Origin of the sequence: Aliiroseovarius crassostreae, assembly GCF_049803815.1 — a bacterium.
GTDB classification, from domain to species: Bacteria; Pseudomonadota; Alphaproteobacteria; order Rhodobacterales; family Rhodobacteraceae; genus Aliiroseovarius; species Aliiroseovarius crassostreae_A.
In genome coordinates this window covers 1,108,071-1,121,637 of record NZ_JBNAGI010000001.1, presented here as the reverse complement: position 1 = coordinate 1,121,637, position 13,567 = coordinate 1,108,071, and the positions used below count along the sequence as shown (strand labels likewise).

The following is a 13,567-nucleotide window of genomic DNA, read 5'->3' as shown; positions in this document are numbered from 1 at the left end:
TACGTGGTTCGGGTTTATTTGTTTTGCGCCAGAAGTGTCTTGATCACCTCCGCCCGACCCAGTGCTTTTCGTGCGTCGGCGGTTCGTTCTTCCCGTTCGGCATAAAGCTTGGCCAGTTGTAGGTTGCGGGCCTGTTTCGCCTGCCCCATCCAGTCATGCCACGCATCATCACAGCCGCAAAACTGGGCCAGATCCGGACCACCTGCCGCCGCGATCTCTGCGTTCCGGGCCAACTTCGCCGCCTCCATCTTGCGGTTTTGCGCCAACAGGTGATCAGCCTGCCGGTTCACATCCTGCAGCTTTGCAAGCTTCAGATCCAAAATCATGTCTGACAATTCGCCAAGGGACTTCAGTTGTTTGGTCATGTCACCCCTCCGATGCGACGAGCGCGCTTGCGCATGGCTTCGGCAAAGCGGATGGCGGCGGCGACGGCCTGATATTGATCTGGAAGGATTTCCTGACCGATTTCAACCGAGGCATGAATGGCGCGTGCGGTGGGCGGATCGCGATGGATTGGCACGCCTGCCTCATTCGCGGCTTCACGAATGCGGGCCGCAATCTCGTCTACCCCCTTGGCCACGCAAACCGGGGCCTCACCGGGCAGTCGCGTCCATTTGAGCGCAACCGCATAATGGGTCGGGTTGACGATGACCACATCCGCATCCGGCACATCTGACAGCATTTGGTTCATGGCAATTTCCACCCCCTTTTGTCGACGCTGCCCTTTCATATGCGGGTCACCTTCATTTTGTTTGACCTCGTCCATCAACTCTTTGTGCGACATCCGGTTTTTGCGCAGATGTTCCTGCGACTGCCAGAAAAAATCCACGCCGCCGATCACCAGCATCACCACGCAGACAAGGGCGAAGAACTGCATCGACAGCTCCAACAACACCGATGTCGCCATTTGCGGTGTCAGGTAAACCGTGCCGACAATGGTCGGGAGTTTTGAAAACAGGAAGACGCCTAGGATGATTGAGTAAATCAACAATTTGGCAAAGCTTTTTGCGAATTCGAAAAGCCCGCTGCGCCCGAACTTGTTCTTCGCATTAGATAGCGGAGACACCTTTGACAATTTGGGTTTCAGTTTTTCCGGGGCGACCACAAAACTGCGGGTGGCAATGGACAGAAGGATTGCCGCAAGGGCGGGGAGAAGGAACCAGGCGGCGGTCGGTTTGGCGACCCCCATCAGCAGGTTGCCCAAACCTACGGGTCCCCCCCCCGCAAAAAGGTCGACTGACAGGGTGTCGGCCCGGGAGAGAAGCCCGGCCAGAAACGCACCTAACCCTTGCAGGCTTTGGGCGCCCAAAGCCAGGGAAATGACCAAAACCCCGCCATAGGCCGCGGTGGTGGTTAGGTCGGCTGATCGTGGAACCTCACCCCGCTTGCGCGCATCATCAAGTTTCTTCTGCGTCGCCTCATGTTGCTTGTCGTCATTTTCCTCAGACATCACGGCGCTCCGAACGGCTGATCAAGAAAGGCGTGCAGAGCATTCACCCACAAGGGCAACAGCAGTGGCGCGGTGACAAACAAAAGGATAAGCCCGCCAGCGGTGATGGCCGGAGCGCCGACAAATGCAACCATCAACTGTGGCATGGCGCGGTTAATGACGCCCAAAGCCACATTGTAGATCAGAGAGGCAATCAGGAACGGGGCCGCCAGCGTGAAGCCAAGTGCAAAGACCCGGGCCACCTGCCCAACCGCCCAATCTCCAAGCAAATCGCCCGCCAGGAACTGCCCTGCAGGCATGACGTCGTAAGACAGGATGAAAAGCTCAGCCAGACGGACATGCAATCCCATCATGACGGCCAAAGCCAAACCGCCCCATAACAGGACGTGGCCAATTGCAGGCTGTGGATCGGCATTTGTGCCGCCAAAGATCTGCGCCAGCGATGTGGACTGCGCCGCAATGCTGCCCGCGACTTGCAAGGCCAAGACAAACAGGCGCACCACAGCCCCCAGCACCAACCCGGCGACGGGTTCGGAAAACAGCATCATTCCGGCCTTGATCGGGTCCGCATAGGCGATTTCAACCTGGGCGGCCGAAGCGGGGGCAACAATCAGTGTGAAGGCAAACCCCAACATCAGCCGAACCCGTTCTGGGATGGCCTGGTCTCCGAAAGCTGGTAAAAGCGCCATCGCTGCACCCACGCGCAGAAAGACAAAGAACCCGACAATCAACGCGGATTGCCCAAGGTTCAGAAGCTCGGCCAGTTGCGCGGTCATGCTGGGACCATTCCGACAAGTGATGGCCGCGCTTCGGTTCCGATCTCTTCAAAGGACAGAACGGGGTTTGCAATACCCTTTGCCGTCAGAACCGTGCGCAAGAAACGTCGGCGTCGGGTCGATGTGACCAGGGCCGGATAGATTCCCGTTTCCCCGGCTTTGGCAATGCGATCGGCAATTGAATTGGCCAGCCGGTTGAAATCTTCAGGGGGCAAAGCAACGTCCTGGGGACCCCTTTCGTTTTCGATCTGATGGGAGGAAAACCGTTCTTCCCATTCCGGGGCCAGTTGCACCAGGGGAATGGTCCCGTCTGATCGTTTCAGGTCAGATACCAGCTGAAACCCCAAACGATGACGCACATGTTCACAGATGCCTTCTGGTGTCGGGATAACCGGGCGTGCCTCTGCGACACTTTCAAGGATAAGTGGGAGATTGCGGATCGAGACCCGCTCCTCCAACAACAATCGCAAGACCGACAAGAGCAGATCCATGGGTACTTTTTCAGGGACCAGTTCTTCCAAAAGGCGTCTATTGGCCTCCGCGCGCGCCGGATCTGACAGGTTGACGAACTCATCCAGCAACCGTCGAAGCGCTTTTAAGGTCAAAAGGCGCGGGAAGTTGCGCTTGATGATTTCAAGAAGATGCGTGGCGAGCACTTCTGTCGGGTTGACAATGGTGCCCCCCAGCAAGGCAGCTTCTTCCTGGGCCTCTTGAGAGACCCAGCGTGCGGGTGCCCCATAAACCGGTTCTTTCACATCCTCGCCGTCCGGCAAGTCGATTTCATGGCCACTGAGAATAACCAGGACCTTCTCTGGCTCCAGGCGATCTGCGGCTTGAACGACGCCCTGGATTTTTACCTGATATTCCCCGGGTGACAGGGTGCTGTCATCGGTCAGGCGAATTTCGGGGAGGATCAGGCCAAACACCCCGGCGACATGGTTGCGCATATTGTTGATCCGTGCGTCCAACCCGGTTGCAGGGTCCAGCACCATGGAAACCAGATCGGGGGAAAACGCCACATGAATGTCGTCCAGATCCAGAATGTCCCCAATGCTTTCGGGCCGCGCGTCGGGGGCGGGCTCCATCTGAGCGGCTTCCGCCTGTTTGGCTTTCTCTTGCGCGCTGACATGCGCCCGCCATGCGGCCAGCCCCAAGGCCAACGATCCGGCAATGAACGGTAGGAACGGAAGGCCAGGCACCAGGGCAAACAGGCCCATCAAGATGGCCACGGTGCCCAGTGCGGCGGGATATCCACCCAGTTGGGAAAACAAAGCCATATCGGTGGAGCCGGTCGCCCCACCGCGGGCCAGCAACAACGCAGACGCGATAGAGATGATCACGGCCGGGATTTGGCTGACCAACCCGTCGCCCACCGTCAAGATGGCATAGGTTTCAAAGGCGCGCGACAGATCCATTCCATGCATGGCAACGCCGATGATCAAGCCCATTATAATGTTCAAAAGCGTGATCAAAAGTCCCGCAATTGCGTCCCCTTTTACGAATTTTGAAGCGCCATCCAGTGACCCGAAAAACGTGGTTTCTGCTTGTTCCGTCTCGCGCCGGGCTTTGGCCTCGGCATGGTCGATGGCGCCGGCGGACATATCGCTGTCGATGGCCAGTTGTTTGCCCGGCATCCCATCCAACGCGAATCGCGCCCCCACTTCGGCCATGCGGGTGGCCCCTTTGGTGATGACAATAAAGTTGACGATCAGCAGGACGCAGAACACCACCAACCCAAGGAACACACTGCCCCCCATGACAAAATTCGCAAACCCTTCAATCACATCACCAGCGGCGGACGTGCCCGTATGCCCCTGCCCGATGATCAGTTTTGTCGAGGACACGTTCATCGACAACCGCAACATGAGCGAGGCAAGAAGCACTGTGGGGAAGGCCGAGAAATCGAGAGGCCGTTCAATAAACAATGTGACCGTGAACATGAGAATGGCCAGGGCAAAGGAGGCAGCAAGACCAATATCGAGAACCCAGGCCGGCATCGGCAGGATCATCATGACAATCACTGCCATGAGAGCGAGGGCCAACAGAATTGTGGGTTTGAAGATTTCTGACAACTGGAAATACATCAAGCTTTACCCTTTGCCTTGCATAAACAACGGGGTGGCGCTTGACCCTGAAATCGGCACAAGAGATCCCATGCCACGCTGTCCTTGACCGAGTTGCAGCAGCGGGAAATTGTTCACCCGGGGTTCTAGCAGGCCGGGCGGCGGGGAATTATGGGCAGGATAGCTGCCAGAAGCGGTCGTGTCGGCAACGCGGATCGGTTGATTGTCCTGATTGGCATACGTCGCCCGATGTTTTGCAAAGCGTTCTTTGTACCGATTGGCAAATTTCGGGGTCCGCGAGTGGTAGGCCCCCGCAGCATCCTTCCAATTGCCTTTCTCCTGATAAAGCTCTGATAGAAATTTTGCCGCATAAAGCCCATTGGCCAGAGGATCGAACATCTCCTCCAAAGACGAGAAATTCTGATGGTGCCATTTGTAGTTGATCTGGAAGCAACCGACGTCGAAACTGCGCGCCCCGCGTTTGAAGTGCTTGTAAACATAGGCTCTGGCCTCGTCCTCTGTGTCGAACCAGACGCCTTTCCCTTCCATGTTGACCGTCCATGGCCAAGGGCGCACTTTCCCTCCGCGGGTTCGCCCGGTCTCGGTTAGGGATATCGCCTTCAGAACCGAAAGTGGAACGCCGGTTTGTGCCGATGCCAGCGATGCAATCTGATCGCACACATGGGAATCATCCCCTTCTGTCGCCAGCGCAGGTTGCGGGAACAGCAATTTCACAATGACCAAGAGGAATACGGCGACGGATCTGAACCGATGTTCTACTTGGACGGGGTGATCGACATTTCTTGTCATGGCACGCGCACTTCTTGCTGACGTTGGTTAATGCCAGCCTAGGGTGCAGAAGTTTAGAAATGGTAAGTGCCGTCAGGGAGAGGGCATCGTAGCCAACAAATTTTCCAGGATCGAACGTGTATTCTCGCTTGTCTCAAGAAGTGCTGCATTTTGAGCAAGAGAGCCTTGCTGGGCAGGAACCGGGTTATCTTGAGCGGTCAGCATCAATCGGCTGGCATCGCGTAGAGGCGAGTTGGCTTGGTCAGAAAGGGATTGCCATTCTCCGGACCGCCAATCAGCGACTTGCTGCTCTTCGGGCGCGTTCAAGGTTTGATAAAGTTGTGATGCTGCCTCGTAGTCTTTGGCCAGGGTCATGGCCCTGGCGCGCAGTATCAGCGCCGCTTCACTTTCCAGACCTGCAAGATATCCAAGTGCAACTGTCGGTTTGAACTCTTTCAGGGCGATTTCCGCAAAAATCATGCGTTGCCTTGCATCGGGAATGTTGCCCTCCACATCCAGATACGCACGTGCCGAACTTGTGAAACCCAGGTCGAGCAGACGTTGAGAAATGTCTATGCGAAGTTGCATATCCATCCGTTGAAGCAAGGATGTTTTGCCAAGACTGTATCTCGCAAATTGGCTGTCCGAACCATTGTGGGCAACTTTTTCAAGTAGATCTCTGTGCAGTTGCGCGACATGCGTCGGGTCCAACTGTTCATCGGCAACGCCTCGTTCGATCTGGGCATAGGCAGCTTCGAAATCGGATATTGCGGCCAAAGCACGGATCTCGGCCATTTTCAGTTCTGCCCCCAATGCGGTTTCTCTCTGCTCATACGCGTAGGTGGACGCAATCTCGATAATGCGTTCGGGGACCGGTCGATTTTGCGACAAGCGGGCATTTACAAATTCCAGCGCGGCCCGGGGCGACATGTCAGTGTCATGGTTAACGATCTCGGTAAGCCTGTTTTCGGCGGTATCGTGTTCACCTTTCTGCAACTCAAGGCGTGCTTCCAATAACTCGTAGCCCGCACCGTGATCTTCGCCAGCCCGATCCAGTGTGTCGCGCAGTGCTTTGGCAGTTTTCGGGTCACCGAAATCAAGAAACTTCTGCGCAAGATCCGGTCCCAGATGCCTTCGCAGATGAAGGGGCAACTCCGAAAACGACATTACAATTGATTTTTTGTTGATCTCCTGACCGGGCCGGAACCGGGGTTGCGCAAGTGCGGCCCAGAGTGCGGTCTTGCCATCGCATCCCATCTGAGGGGCAAGCGCCGTTGCGCTTCGGGACTGTTGCCCATCCATGATCTCGGCCATTTGGATCAGCACGTCCGGGGCGTGTATGTCGGCACGATATTGATTTACCAAGACTTTCGCCTCTGCGCCAAAAGTCAGATAAATCAGATGTCTGGCCCTTGCCGTGGCAATGTCCTTGTTGGGGCGGTCGAACTCACCGAGAAAGCCGACTTTATGACGTGCTAGATCGACCCCGTTTTCGATGTCTCCTCCCCAAGCGGCAATTTCAAAATGCTCGTCAGGTCGACAGGCCATCCCTTCTTGTGTCGAGACAACGATTGATTTCTGCTCGATGGATTCGCGATCAATCGATGTTTGCACCGCTATGTGTTGATGTTGTTCTAGGTTCTCGACCGGGGCGGGAGGATCGGGATAATTCGGTTCAGCGGCTTGCGGGGTCGTGGGGTGCATAACGCGATCAACCTCTGCTTCGAGTGTCGAAAGGTTTGCATCCACCAATCCTTGCGCAGCAGCGCGCCCAAGCTGTTCAATCAACGCCAGTTCTGTTTGCTGCACGCGATCTTTGATCTCTTGTTGCTCCGCCGCGGGCTGTGCAACGGGCGGCTCGTGGATGTTGACCTGCTTATCGGTGTGCGCATCTGTTGCGTCGATTTGAGCATCCGGATCGGGCTGAGACCCTGACTGAGGCGCAAGAAGCAAGGGCAACCCCAGCCGTGCTGTGATCGCGTCACTGGCGGGGTTGATATGCGCGTCCAGCGTCGGGTGTCTCTGGTCGAGATACGCATTATAGGACTTGGCATTGTCCGGCATTGGTCCTGTGGTGATGTCGATAACAATTTGACCACCTTCGGCCACAAACACTTCGGCGTGGCAGTCACAATCAGATTGCACCTTCAGCCGCCCTTGTCCCAAATCATCAAGGGCACGAATGCGAGTGCGCGGTATCAGGTCAAAGGCCTGAGACATATCGAAGGATATCTCCGGCGCGGCCAATCGCAGCTCGTACCCGTCTTCCACACGACCAAATTCCCAACTGCCGGGGCTTTGGGTGTAAATAACAAGCCTTGAGAAATCCTCATGTTCCCCCGAGCGCACGGCGACGGATTGAGCGTGGCCAATTCTGACCAAGCAAAGCAAGATGATGAATGCGCGGACCCAAATCTTCATGCGGCAGCCTTCTTCACCTCGCGCAACGCCTCCTCAAGTTCGGAGTAGCTGGGGCGACTATGGCCCGGAGTGTTCTGGCGCCCCACTTCGATGCAGATATTCACCGAGTGATTGTAAAGGTTTGCCACCAATACTTCGCGGATCAACTGGTAGAAATGGGCATCTTCTTCGACAACCGTTTTCACCTTGGCTGAAAACGGTGCCACCAATCCGTAGGCAAGAAACACCCCAAGAAAGGTTCCAACCAAAGCGCCACCAATCATCTTGCCAAGAATTTCAGGGGGCTGATCAATGGACCCCATGGTCTTGATCACACCAAGAACAGCCGCAACAATTCCCAGCGCGGGGAGACCGTCTGCCACAGATTGCAATGCGTGGCTTCCGTGCAAGGCATGATGAAGATTGGCTTCCATGCGTTTTTCAAGGACTTCTTCCACCTGGTGCGGGTCGTCGTAGTTCATGGATGCTGATCGCAACGTGTCGCAGATCAGCTCGATTGCTTCCTTGTCTTCAAGGATTTTCGGGTATCGGGAAAAAATCGCACTTTCTTCCGGATTTTCAATGTGCTCTTCAAGGGCAACTGCGTTTTGACGGGCCTGCCGGATCAACTCAAACAGCAGGCAAAGCAGATCGCGGTAATCCTCATGTGCCCATTTTGTTCCCTTAAACACTTTTCCCACATCCTTAAGCGTGTGTTTGATCGCCGGAATATCATTGGAAATCACAAAGGCACCGGCTGCTGCGCCGCCAATCATGGTAAACTCGAAGGGAAGGGACTTCAGGATAATGCCCATCTTGCCACCTGCTGCAAGATAGCCGCCAAAGACCATGATGAAGATCAGGGCGATACCAATAATACCAATCATGAAACTAACTCCGTTGCACAGGATGTGTCACAGAAACTCTGACAAATTCAGGTTAAGAAATTGTGCGTTTCCGCGTCAGTTGGTCGGAACATTTGCGTTGCGGCTGGCGAGGATCACGCTGATTGCATATGACTTTTCGGGCGTGAGACCAGCCAGGATCTGAGCCGCCGCATCTGATCGCATCCGGCCCAGGAAACCAGCGGCAAATTGCGGGTCCATTTGGGCAAACAGGGGAATGGCCTGTTTGGGCTTCATGCTTTCATAGACTTCCGTCAATTGATCCAGATCGTTTTCTGCAGCTCCATCCGCCAAAGACATAGTTGATTTCAACGCCGCTTCAGCCGCGATCAGCGCATCCATGTTTTTCTTAATTTGCGCTTCAGCCACCGCAAGCGCCTGCAACCGGTTCTCCAGATCTGACTCCCGGCTGTTCAGATTGTTTTCGCGGGCCTGCAGGATTTCCAGAACCCGTGTGATATCCTCTTCGGTCTGACATGTCTGATCCGATGCCCCCGCATCCGACGCCTGGCTTGCGAGAGCGGAGACCTCTTTGGCGATGGCAACCCCGTGGTCCCCCAGCCTGACAATGCCAGATGCAATGAACAGCATCGCAATGACCCACATCGTTCCGATGCCGCCAACGCGTTTGCGTTTGCGCGAGGTGTGCGGCGGGGTGTCGGGCTTTTTGCGGCGAAACATCACTCTGCGGCCTCCAGATGATTGTGACGATGGCTGAGAAACACCGGAACGTTTGGTTTTTCGGGCGCTGGTTCGGCACGCGGGGTCTCTGATACGGCAGGTTCCGGTGGCTGCGGAACTGCAGGCGCTTCATCCGGCAGATCGTGCAGGCTGGCCATCATCAGTTCCAGCTTGCGAGACGCGGCTTCTGCCCGTTTCGTCAGGTCCGAAAGCTGTGCGGCGCTTGCCCCTGCGGCCCCCTGCGCCTTCTCAAGTGTCTTGGTCATATCGTCCACCTGGGCGGACAGTACGGCCACAGCCCCCCCCATGCCATTTTGCAGGTTGTTGAACCGCTTCAGGCGCCGCGACAATACGATACAGTAAATGGCAGCCCCCAACGCACCGGCCGCCAACAGGGCATCAGCAATGAGATCCATGTTCAGTCCCTCCGTCAATTCAGGACAAATTCGATGATCAACAGGTCACGAACCCGCCCTTCACCGGTAACAAGTTGAATGCGACGCAGCATTTGCGCCCGCAGCGAAACAAGGGTGCCGCGATCTTCCAGGTCAGAAATCTCGACAGCACGAAGATAAGAATTGAGCACATCCAGCACCCGGGGCTTCAGGGTGGAAACATCGTCCAGATGGTTCGGGTCCACCTCAAGGGACGCGCGAAATCGCAGGTGTTTGTTGCTGGAGGCATTGCCCAGTGAAATGACCAGCGGATCAAGCTCGACATAGGCCACCGGCGGCAGATCCAACATGACCGTCTCTTCTGCCGCAACGGTTTTTTCCTCTGAGGCTGGTGCGAGAATCATCCCGGAATACACGGCAAAGAAACCGCCCCCTCCCAGGAGCAGTGCCAGCACCATTCCTATTATCAGCCCCTTTTTCGACTTTTTCTTAGGGGCCTCGTCTTCACCTTCAACCGGTTCTTCAGCTTCTGCCATATCATCACCAGATTTTTTTCTTTCGAATCGTTATAGACCGGCGGGCACTAACCGATTGTTAAGGCTGGTCGTAGAAAACTGTTTGCATGACGGGGGCAGAAGCCCGCTCGCAGAAGGAGTCACGTCTTGCAACAAATCCTGTCGGTCTGGTCGGTACTGGATGTGCGTAAAAAAGTAGTGGTTGTTCTTGCCACATTGGCAATGTTTGCAGCGGTGCTGGGGATTTCCCGCATGGCCAGTCAACCATCGATGAGCCTGTTGTATGCGGGGCTCGAATCGGGGGCTGCAGGAGAGGTCGTGAACGCTCTGGAAGCGCGCGGGGCGCAATATGAAGTGCGCGGTGGTGCGATCTATGTGAACAGTGCGCAGCGGGATGGGTTGCGCATGACTTTGGCCAGTGAGGGGCTGCCGTCAAACTCGTCCAAGGGATATGAATTGCTGGATGGTTTGTCCGGATTTGGCACCACGTCGCAGATGTTTGATGCCGCCTATTGGCGGGCAAAAGAAGGGGAGCTGGCGCGCACCATCGTAGCAAGCCCCTTTGTGCAAAACGCACGTGTGCATATTGCGCAATCTGCGCAGCAAGGCCTGCGTCAACGCGCCCGACCAACGGCCTCTGTAACGCTTGGAACGTCATCAGGCACTTTGACCGGGGCGCAGGCAAAGGCGTTCAAATATCTTGTGGCATCGGCAGTTCCGGGCATGGCTCCGGAAGATGTTTCTATCATCGACAGCCGTGGCGGGTTGATTACTGCCGGGGACGAGACTGATGACGCCCCGAATCTTGCCGGGGATCGCGCCGCGGAACTGAAGGCCAACGTGGAGCGGCTGCTTGAGGCGCGTGTCGGGATCGGGAATGCGGTTGTGGAGCTGAGCCTTGAGACGGCGACCGAACGCGAATCCATTCTGGAAAAGACTTTTGATCCCAATGGCAGGGTGGTGATTTCAACCGATACTCAGGAAAACACCAGCTCCAGTTCCGACAGTGCAAATGGCGGTGTGTCGGTTGCTTCGAACCTGCCCGATGGGGATGGGGCTGCCGACGGTGGAACTTCGTCTGCGAATAACAGCGAAACGCGTGAGCGGATCAATTATGAAGTCTCTGAAACCACGCGGGAAATCATCAGATCTCCCGGGGCCACCAAGCGAATAACCGTGGCCGTTTTGGTGGACGGGATCCGATCCGTGAATGAGGCCGGGGAAACGGTGTGGTCACCGCGATCCGAGGAAGAGATGAAGAGCCTGCGCGATCTGGTGGCCTCTGCGATCGGCTTTGATGAGGCGCGCGGGGATACGATTACGCTGAAAACCATGGAGTTTGAACCGATCCCGGTTGATGGAACCGAAGCCACCAGCGGGTTTATGCAAAACATGCATCTGGATGTGATGTCCCTGGTGCAACTGGCAGTCCTGTCAGGTGTGGCTCTGATCTTGGGGCTTTTTGTGATCCGCCCGGTTCTGGCGAATGCTTCGCCCTTCGAAGATAGGTCCTCGGCGTCCGCCGCGCTGCCGGGCCCCGCGCCTGCCGCACCCGGAACAGGGGCCAATATGCCTGTGCCAAGTGCTGCGGCACCCGGGCAGGATCCTATCGAATTCAATACCGACTTCTCGGATATGCCACCGCTTATGGGGGAGATTGATGAAGGAGAGTTCTCGCCACCCCAGATGGCGGTCGTATCGGATATTGATTTTGATGATGGAACCGCTTCGGCAGACCCGGTGGAACGGCTGCGAGAGCTGATCGAGGAACGCCAGGGCGAAACCCTTGAAATCCTGCGGGGCTGGATGGAAGAAGACGAGAGTGTTGTGTGATGCCTCTGTTTCCACTTGAAGAATTTGGTACGACACCTTCGCCCCAAGCCGATAAACCAGTTCCGGTTCAACCGGCGCCGCAAATATCGGAAGCCGAACTGGAAGCCGCTCGACTGGCGGGATATGAGGCCGGATACCAGGCTGGCTGGGATGATGCGACCAAGGCGGACGACAACGAGCGAGAGCGGATTGGCGCGGAGTTCGCGCGTAACTTGCAGGACCTGGGATTTACCTTCCACGAGGCGCGCAGTCATGTGATGCAATCGCTGGAACCACTGTTGGCGAGCATGGTGAACAAGGTCCTTCCCGAGCTTGTGTCAGATACGATCGGGCAGGCAATTGTCGAAGAAATTTTGCCCCTGGCAGCGGATGCAGCGGATTGCCCAATCGAGGTGGTGACCCATCCGGCAGGTCGCGCGACACTGGAAGAGTTTCTGTCGCAAAATATCTCCGTCCCGCTGAGCATTGTCGAAGAAGGCACTTTGGTCGAAGGGCAGGTCCATATCCGCATGGGCAATACCGAAAAACAAATCGATCTCAGTGGCGCTGTGCATCGGATCGGCGAAGCAATTGCCGGTCTTTACGAAATCAATGAAAAGGCAGTTGAAAATGGCTGAAGATTTTCAAGACACCCCGCAAGCCAGTCCGTTTACCCAGGTCCCGATCGAGATCACGATCTCGGTGGGGAAAGCACGGCCCACGGTGCACGAGCTGTTGCGGCTCAAGAATGACAGCATCCTGCCGCTCGACAAGAAGGTCGAAGATCCGGTGGAGCTTTATGTGGGGGACAAGCTGATAGCGCGCGGAGAGTTGGAGGAGGTTGAAGGGGATGAAAGCGGCCGGTTGGCGGTGCGCCTGACCGAAGTTGCGGATCTTAAATCGGGGCTCTGAACCAATGCAAAACCGGTATCAGATGACCTTGCACCTCGTTCGGCTGGTCGCGTTAACCATGATATTGCTCAGTGCCGAACCGGCATTGGCGCAAGATATATCGATCAATCTGGGCGACGATGGGTCACTGGCCACCCGGTCTTTGCAATTGATGGTGCTGGTCACATTGCTTAGCCTGGTGCCCGGGCTTGCGGTGATGATCACCTGTTTTCCTTTCATTGTGACCGTGTTGTCGATTTTGCGTCAGGCGATTGGGTTGCAGCAATCGCCACCAAATATGCTGATCATCAGCTTGGCCTTGTTTCTTACATATTTCGTGATGGAGCCGGTCTTTACCGAGGCCTGGACCCGCGGGGCGGAACCGTTCACGCAGGGTGAGTTGGAATTGGAACCGGCCTTTTCAGCAGCCCTTGAACCATTTCGGAGTTTCATGGCCAACCGGATTGATCCGGAGACGTTTACCCAGCTTGCGGCCCTGCGCCCCGAGGCGGGATCCGAGGTCGCTGCCACCTCGCCCTTGTCGATCCTGGTCCCATCTTTCCTTTTGTCCGAAGTGGAACGCGCTTTTCAGATCGGCTTTCTGGTGTTTTTACCTTTCCTGATCATCGACCTTGTTGTGGCAGCCATATTGATGTCGATGGGGATGATGATGGTGCCACCCGCCATTGTGTCGTTGCCGTTCAAACTGGCGTTCTTTGTGGTGGCGGATGGGTGGAGCCTGATTTCAGGTGCTTTGGTGCGCAGCTACTTCTGACGCTTTGCATGAATGAGCCGCATTAGACATGACTGTTGCACATGGAATGATTCTGGCCGCAGGGCTAGATAGCTCAGGCTGGTCAGCGCAATAGGGCCCGGCCTTGACGGTCATA

The 13,567-nt window shown here is 56.0% G+C and carries 14 protein-coding genes; 4 read left to right on the top strand and 10 right to left on the bottom strand.

Translation table 11 applies throughout. The features are described from left to right. Window positions 1-14 precede the first annotated feature (14 nt). From ACP15V_RS05580 to ACP15V_RS05535, 10 genes are all read right to left on the bottom strand, one after another. Window positions 15-365, bottom strand: coding sequence for a hypothetical protein (locus tag ACP15V_RS05580; RefSeq protein ID WP_424942670.1), 351 nt, complete (start codon window positions 363-365; stop codon window positions 15-17). Next, on the bottom strand, window positions 362-1,450 hold the full coding sequence (locus tag ACP15V_RS05575; RefSeq protein WP_424942669.1) for an EscU/YscU/HrcU family type III secretion system export apparatus switch protein: 1,089 nt from the start codon (window positions 1,448-1,450) through the stop codon (window positions 362-364). The genes ACP15V_RS05580 and ACP15V_RS05575 overlap by 4 nt, the downstream gene beginning before the upstream one ends. Beyond that, window positions 1,450-2,226 carry a flagellar biosynthetic protein FliR gene (locus tag ACP15V_RS05570; protein WP_424942668.1) on the bottom strand — a complete coding sequence of 259 codons (777 nt, stop codon included), beginning with the start codon at window positions 2,224-2,226 and terminating at the stop codon, window positions 1,450-1,452. Before ACP15V_RS05570 ends, ACP15V_RS05575 begins: the two co-directional genes overlap by 1 nt. Next, on the bottom strand, window positions 2,223-4,310 hold the full coding sequence (flhA, locus tag ACP15V_RS05565) for a flagellar biosynthesis protein FlhA (protein ID WP_424942667.1): 2,088 nt from the start codon (window positions 4,308-4,310) through the stop codon (window positions 2,223-2,225). The genes ACP15V_RS05570 and flhA overlap by 4 nt, the downstream gene beginning before the upstream one ends. Before the next feature lie 6 nt (window positions 4,311-4,316). After that, on the bottom strand, window positions 4,317-5,099 hold the full coding sequence (locus ACP15V_RS05560) for a transglycosylase SLT domain-containing protein (RefSeq protein WP_424942666.1): 783 nt from the start codon (window positions 5,097-5,099) through the stop codon (window positions 4,317-4,319). 72 nt (window positions 5,100-5,171) lie between these two features. Beyond that, window positions 5,172-7,499: a hypothetical protein gene (locus ACP15V_RS05555; protein ID WP_424942665.1), complete on the bottom strand. Its 2,328-nt coding sequence runs from the start codon at window positions 7,497-7,499 to the stop codon at window positions 5,172-5,174. Further along, the gene (gene motA, locus ACP15V_RS05550; RefSeq protein ID WP_424942664.1) at window positions 7,496-8,365 is read right to left on the bottom strand and encodes a flagellar motor stator protein MotA; all 870 of its coding nucleotides are present in this window, start codon (window positions 8,363-8,365) and stop codon (window positions 7,496-7,498) included. The genes ACP15V_RS05555 and motA overlap by 4 nt, the downstream gene beginning before the upstream one ends. Window positions 8,366-8,440: 75 nt before the next feature. Continuing rightward, window positions 8,441-9,064: a MotE family protein gene (locus ACP15V_RS05545; protein WP_424942663.1), complete on the bottom strand. Its 624-nt coding sequence runs from the start codon at window positions 9,062-9,064 to the stop codon at window positions 8,441-8,443. Beyond that, window positions 9,064-9,480, bottom strand: coding sequence for a hypothetical protein (locus ACP15V_RS05540; protein ID WP_424942662.1), 417 nt, complete (start codon window positions 9,478-9,480; stop codon window positions 9,064-9,066). The genes ACP15V_RS05545 and ACP15V_RS05540 overlap by 1 nt, the downstream gene beginning before the upstream one ends. Window positions 9,481-9,494: 14 nt before the next feature. Beyond that, window positions 9,495-9,995 carry a flagellar basal body-associated FliL family protein gene (locus ACP15V_RS05535; protein ID WP_424942661.1) on the bottom strand — a complete coding sequence of 167 codons (501 nt, stop codon included), beginning with the start codon at window positions 9,993-9,995 and terminating at the stop codon, window positions 9,495-9,497. A gap of 126 nt (window positions 9,996-10,121) precedes the next feature. Between ACP15V_RS05535 and fliF the strand changes: the two genes are divergently transcribed. The 4 genes from fliF to fliP are packed head-to-tail and all read left to right on the top strand — an operon-like array spanning window position 10,122 to window position 13,452. After that, window positions 10,122-11,807 carry a flagellar basal-body MS-ring/collar protein FliF gene (gene fliF / locus ACP15V_RS05530; protein WP_424942660.1) on the top strand — a complete coding sequence of 562 codons (1,686 nt, stop codon included), beginning with the start codon at window positions 10,122-10,124 and terminating at the stop codon, window positions 11,805-11,807. Beyond that, a complete protein-coding gene (locus ACP15V_RS05525; protein ID WP_424942659.1) occupies window positions 11,807-12,424 on the top strand; it encodes a flagellar biosynthesis protein in 618 nt (205 codons plus the stop codon). Before fliF ends, ACP15V_RS05525 begins: the two co-directional genes overlap by 1 nt. After that, entirely contained in the window at window positions 12,417-12,698 is a 282-nt protein-coding gene (locus tag ACP15V_RS05520; RefSeq protein WP_424942658.1) for a FliM/FliN family flagellar motor switch protein, read from the top strand. Before ACP15V_RS05525 ends, ACP15V_RS05520 begins: the two co-directional genes overlap by 8 nt. Window positions 12,699-12,756: 58 nt before the next feature. Then, window positions 12,757-13,452 carry a flagellar type III secretion system pore protein FliP gene (gene fliP / locus ACP15V_RS05515; RefSeq protein WP_424942657.1) on the top strand — a complete coding sequence of 232 codons (696 nt, stop codon included), beginning with the start codon at window positions 12,757-12,759 and terminating at the stop codon, window positions 13,450-13,452. Window positions 13,453-13,567 lie beyond the last annotated feature (115 nt).

Excerpts from the sequence above, each read along its gene's own strand:
- ACP15V_RS05580 (WP_424942670.1), bottom strand. The coding sequence starts at position 365 with ATGACCAAACAACTGAAGTCCCTTGGCGAATTGTCAGACATGATTTTG.
- ACP15V_RS05575 (WP_424942669.1), bottom strand. The coding sequence starts at position 1,450 with ATGTCTGAGGAAAATGACGACAAGCAACATGAGGCGACGCAGAAGAAA.
- ACP15V_RS05570 (WP_424942668.1), bottom strand. The coding sequence starts at position 2,226 with ATGACCGCGCAACTGGCCGAGCTTCTGAACCTTGGGCAATCCGCGTTG.
- flhA (WP_424942667.1), bottom strand. The coding sequence starts at position 4,310 with ATGTATTTCCAGTTGTCAGAAATCTTCAAACCCACAATTCTGTTGGCC.
- ACP15V_RS05560 (WP_424942666.1), bottom strand. The coding sequence starts at position 5,099 with ATGACAAGAAATGTCGATCACCCCGTCCAAGTAGAACATCGGTTCAGA.
- ACP15V_RS05555 (WP_424942665.1), bottom strand. The coding sequence starts at position 7,499 with ATGAAGATTTGGGTCCGCGCATTCATCATCTTGCTTTGCTTGGTCAGA.
- motA (WP_424942664.1), bottom strand. The coding sequence starts at position 8,365 with ATGATTGGTATTATTGGTATCGCCCTGATCTTCATCATGGTCTTTGGC.
- ACP15V_RS05545 (WP_424942663.1), bottom strand. The coding sequence starts at position 9,064 with ATGTTTCGCCGCAAAAAGCCCGACACCCCGCCGCACACCTCGCGCAAA.
- ACP15V_RS05540 (WP_424942662.1), bottom strand. The coding sequence starts at position 9,480 with ATGGATCTCATTGCTGATGCCCTGTTGGCGGCCGGTGCGTTGGGGGCT.
- ACP15V_RS05535 (WP_424942661.1), bottom strand. The coding sequence starts at position 9,995 with ATGGCAGAAGCTGAAGAACCGGTTGAAGGTGAAGACGAGGCCCCTAAG.
- ACP15V_RS05525 (WP_424942659.1), top strand. The coding sequence starts at position 11,807 with ATGCCTCTGTTTCCACTTGAAGAATTTGGTACGACACCTTCGCCCCAA.
- ACP15V_RS05520 (WP_424942658.1), top strand. The coding sequence starts at position 12,417 with ATGGCTGAAGATTTTCAAGACACCCCGCAAGCCAGTCCGTTTACCCAG.
- fliP (WP_424942657.1), top strand. The coding sequence starts at position 12,757 with ATGATATTGCTCAGTGCCGAACCGGCATTGGCGCAAGATATATCGATC.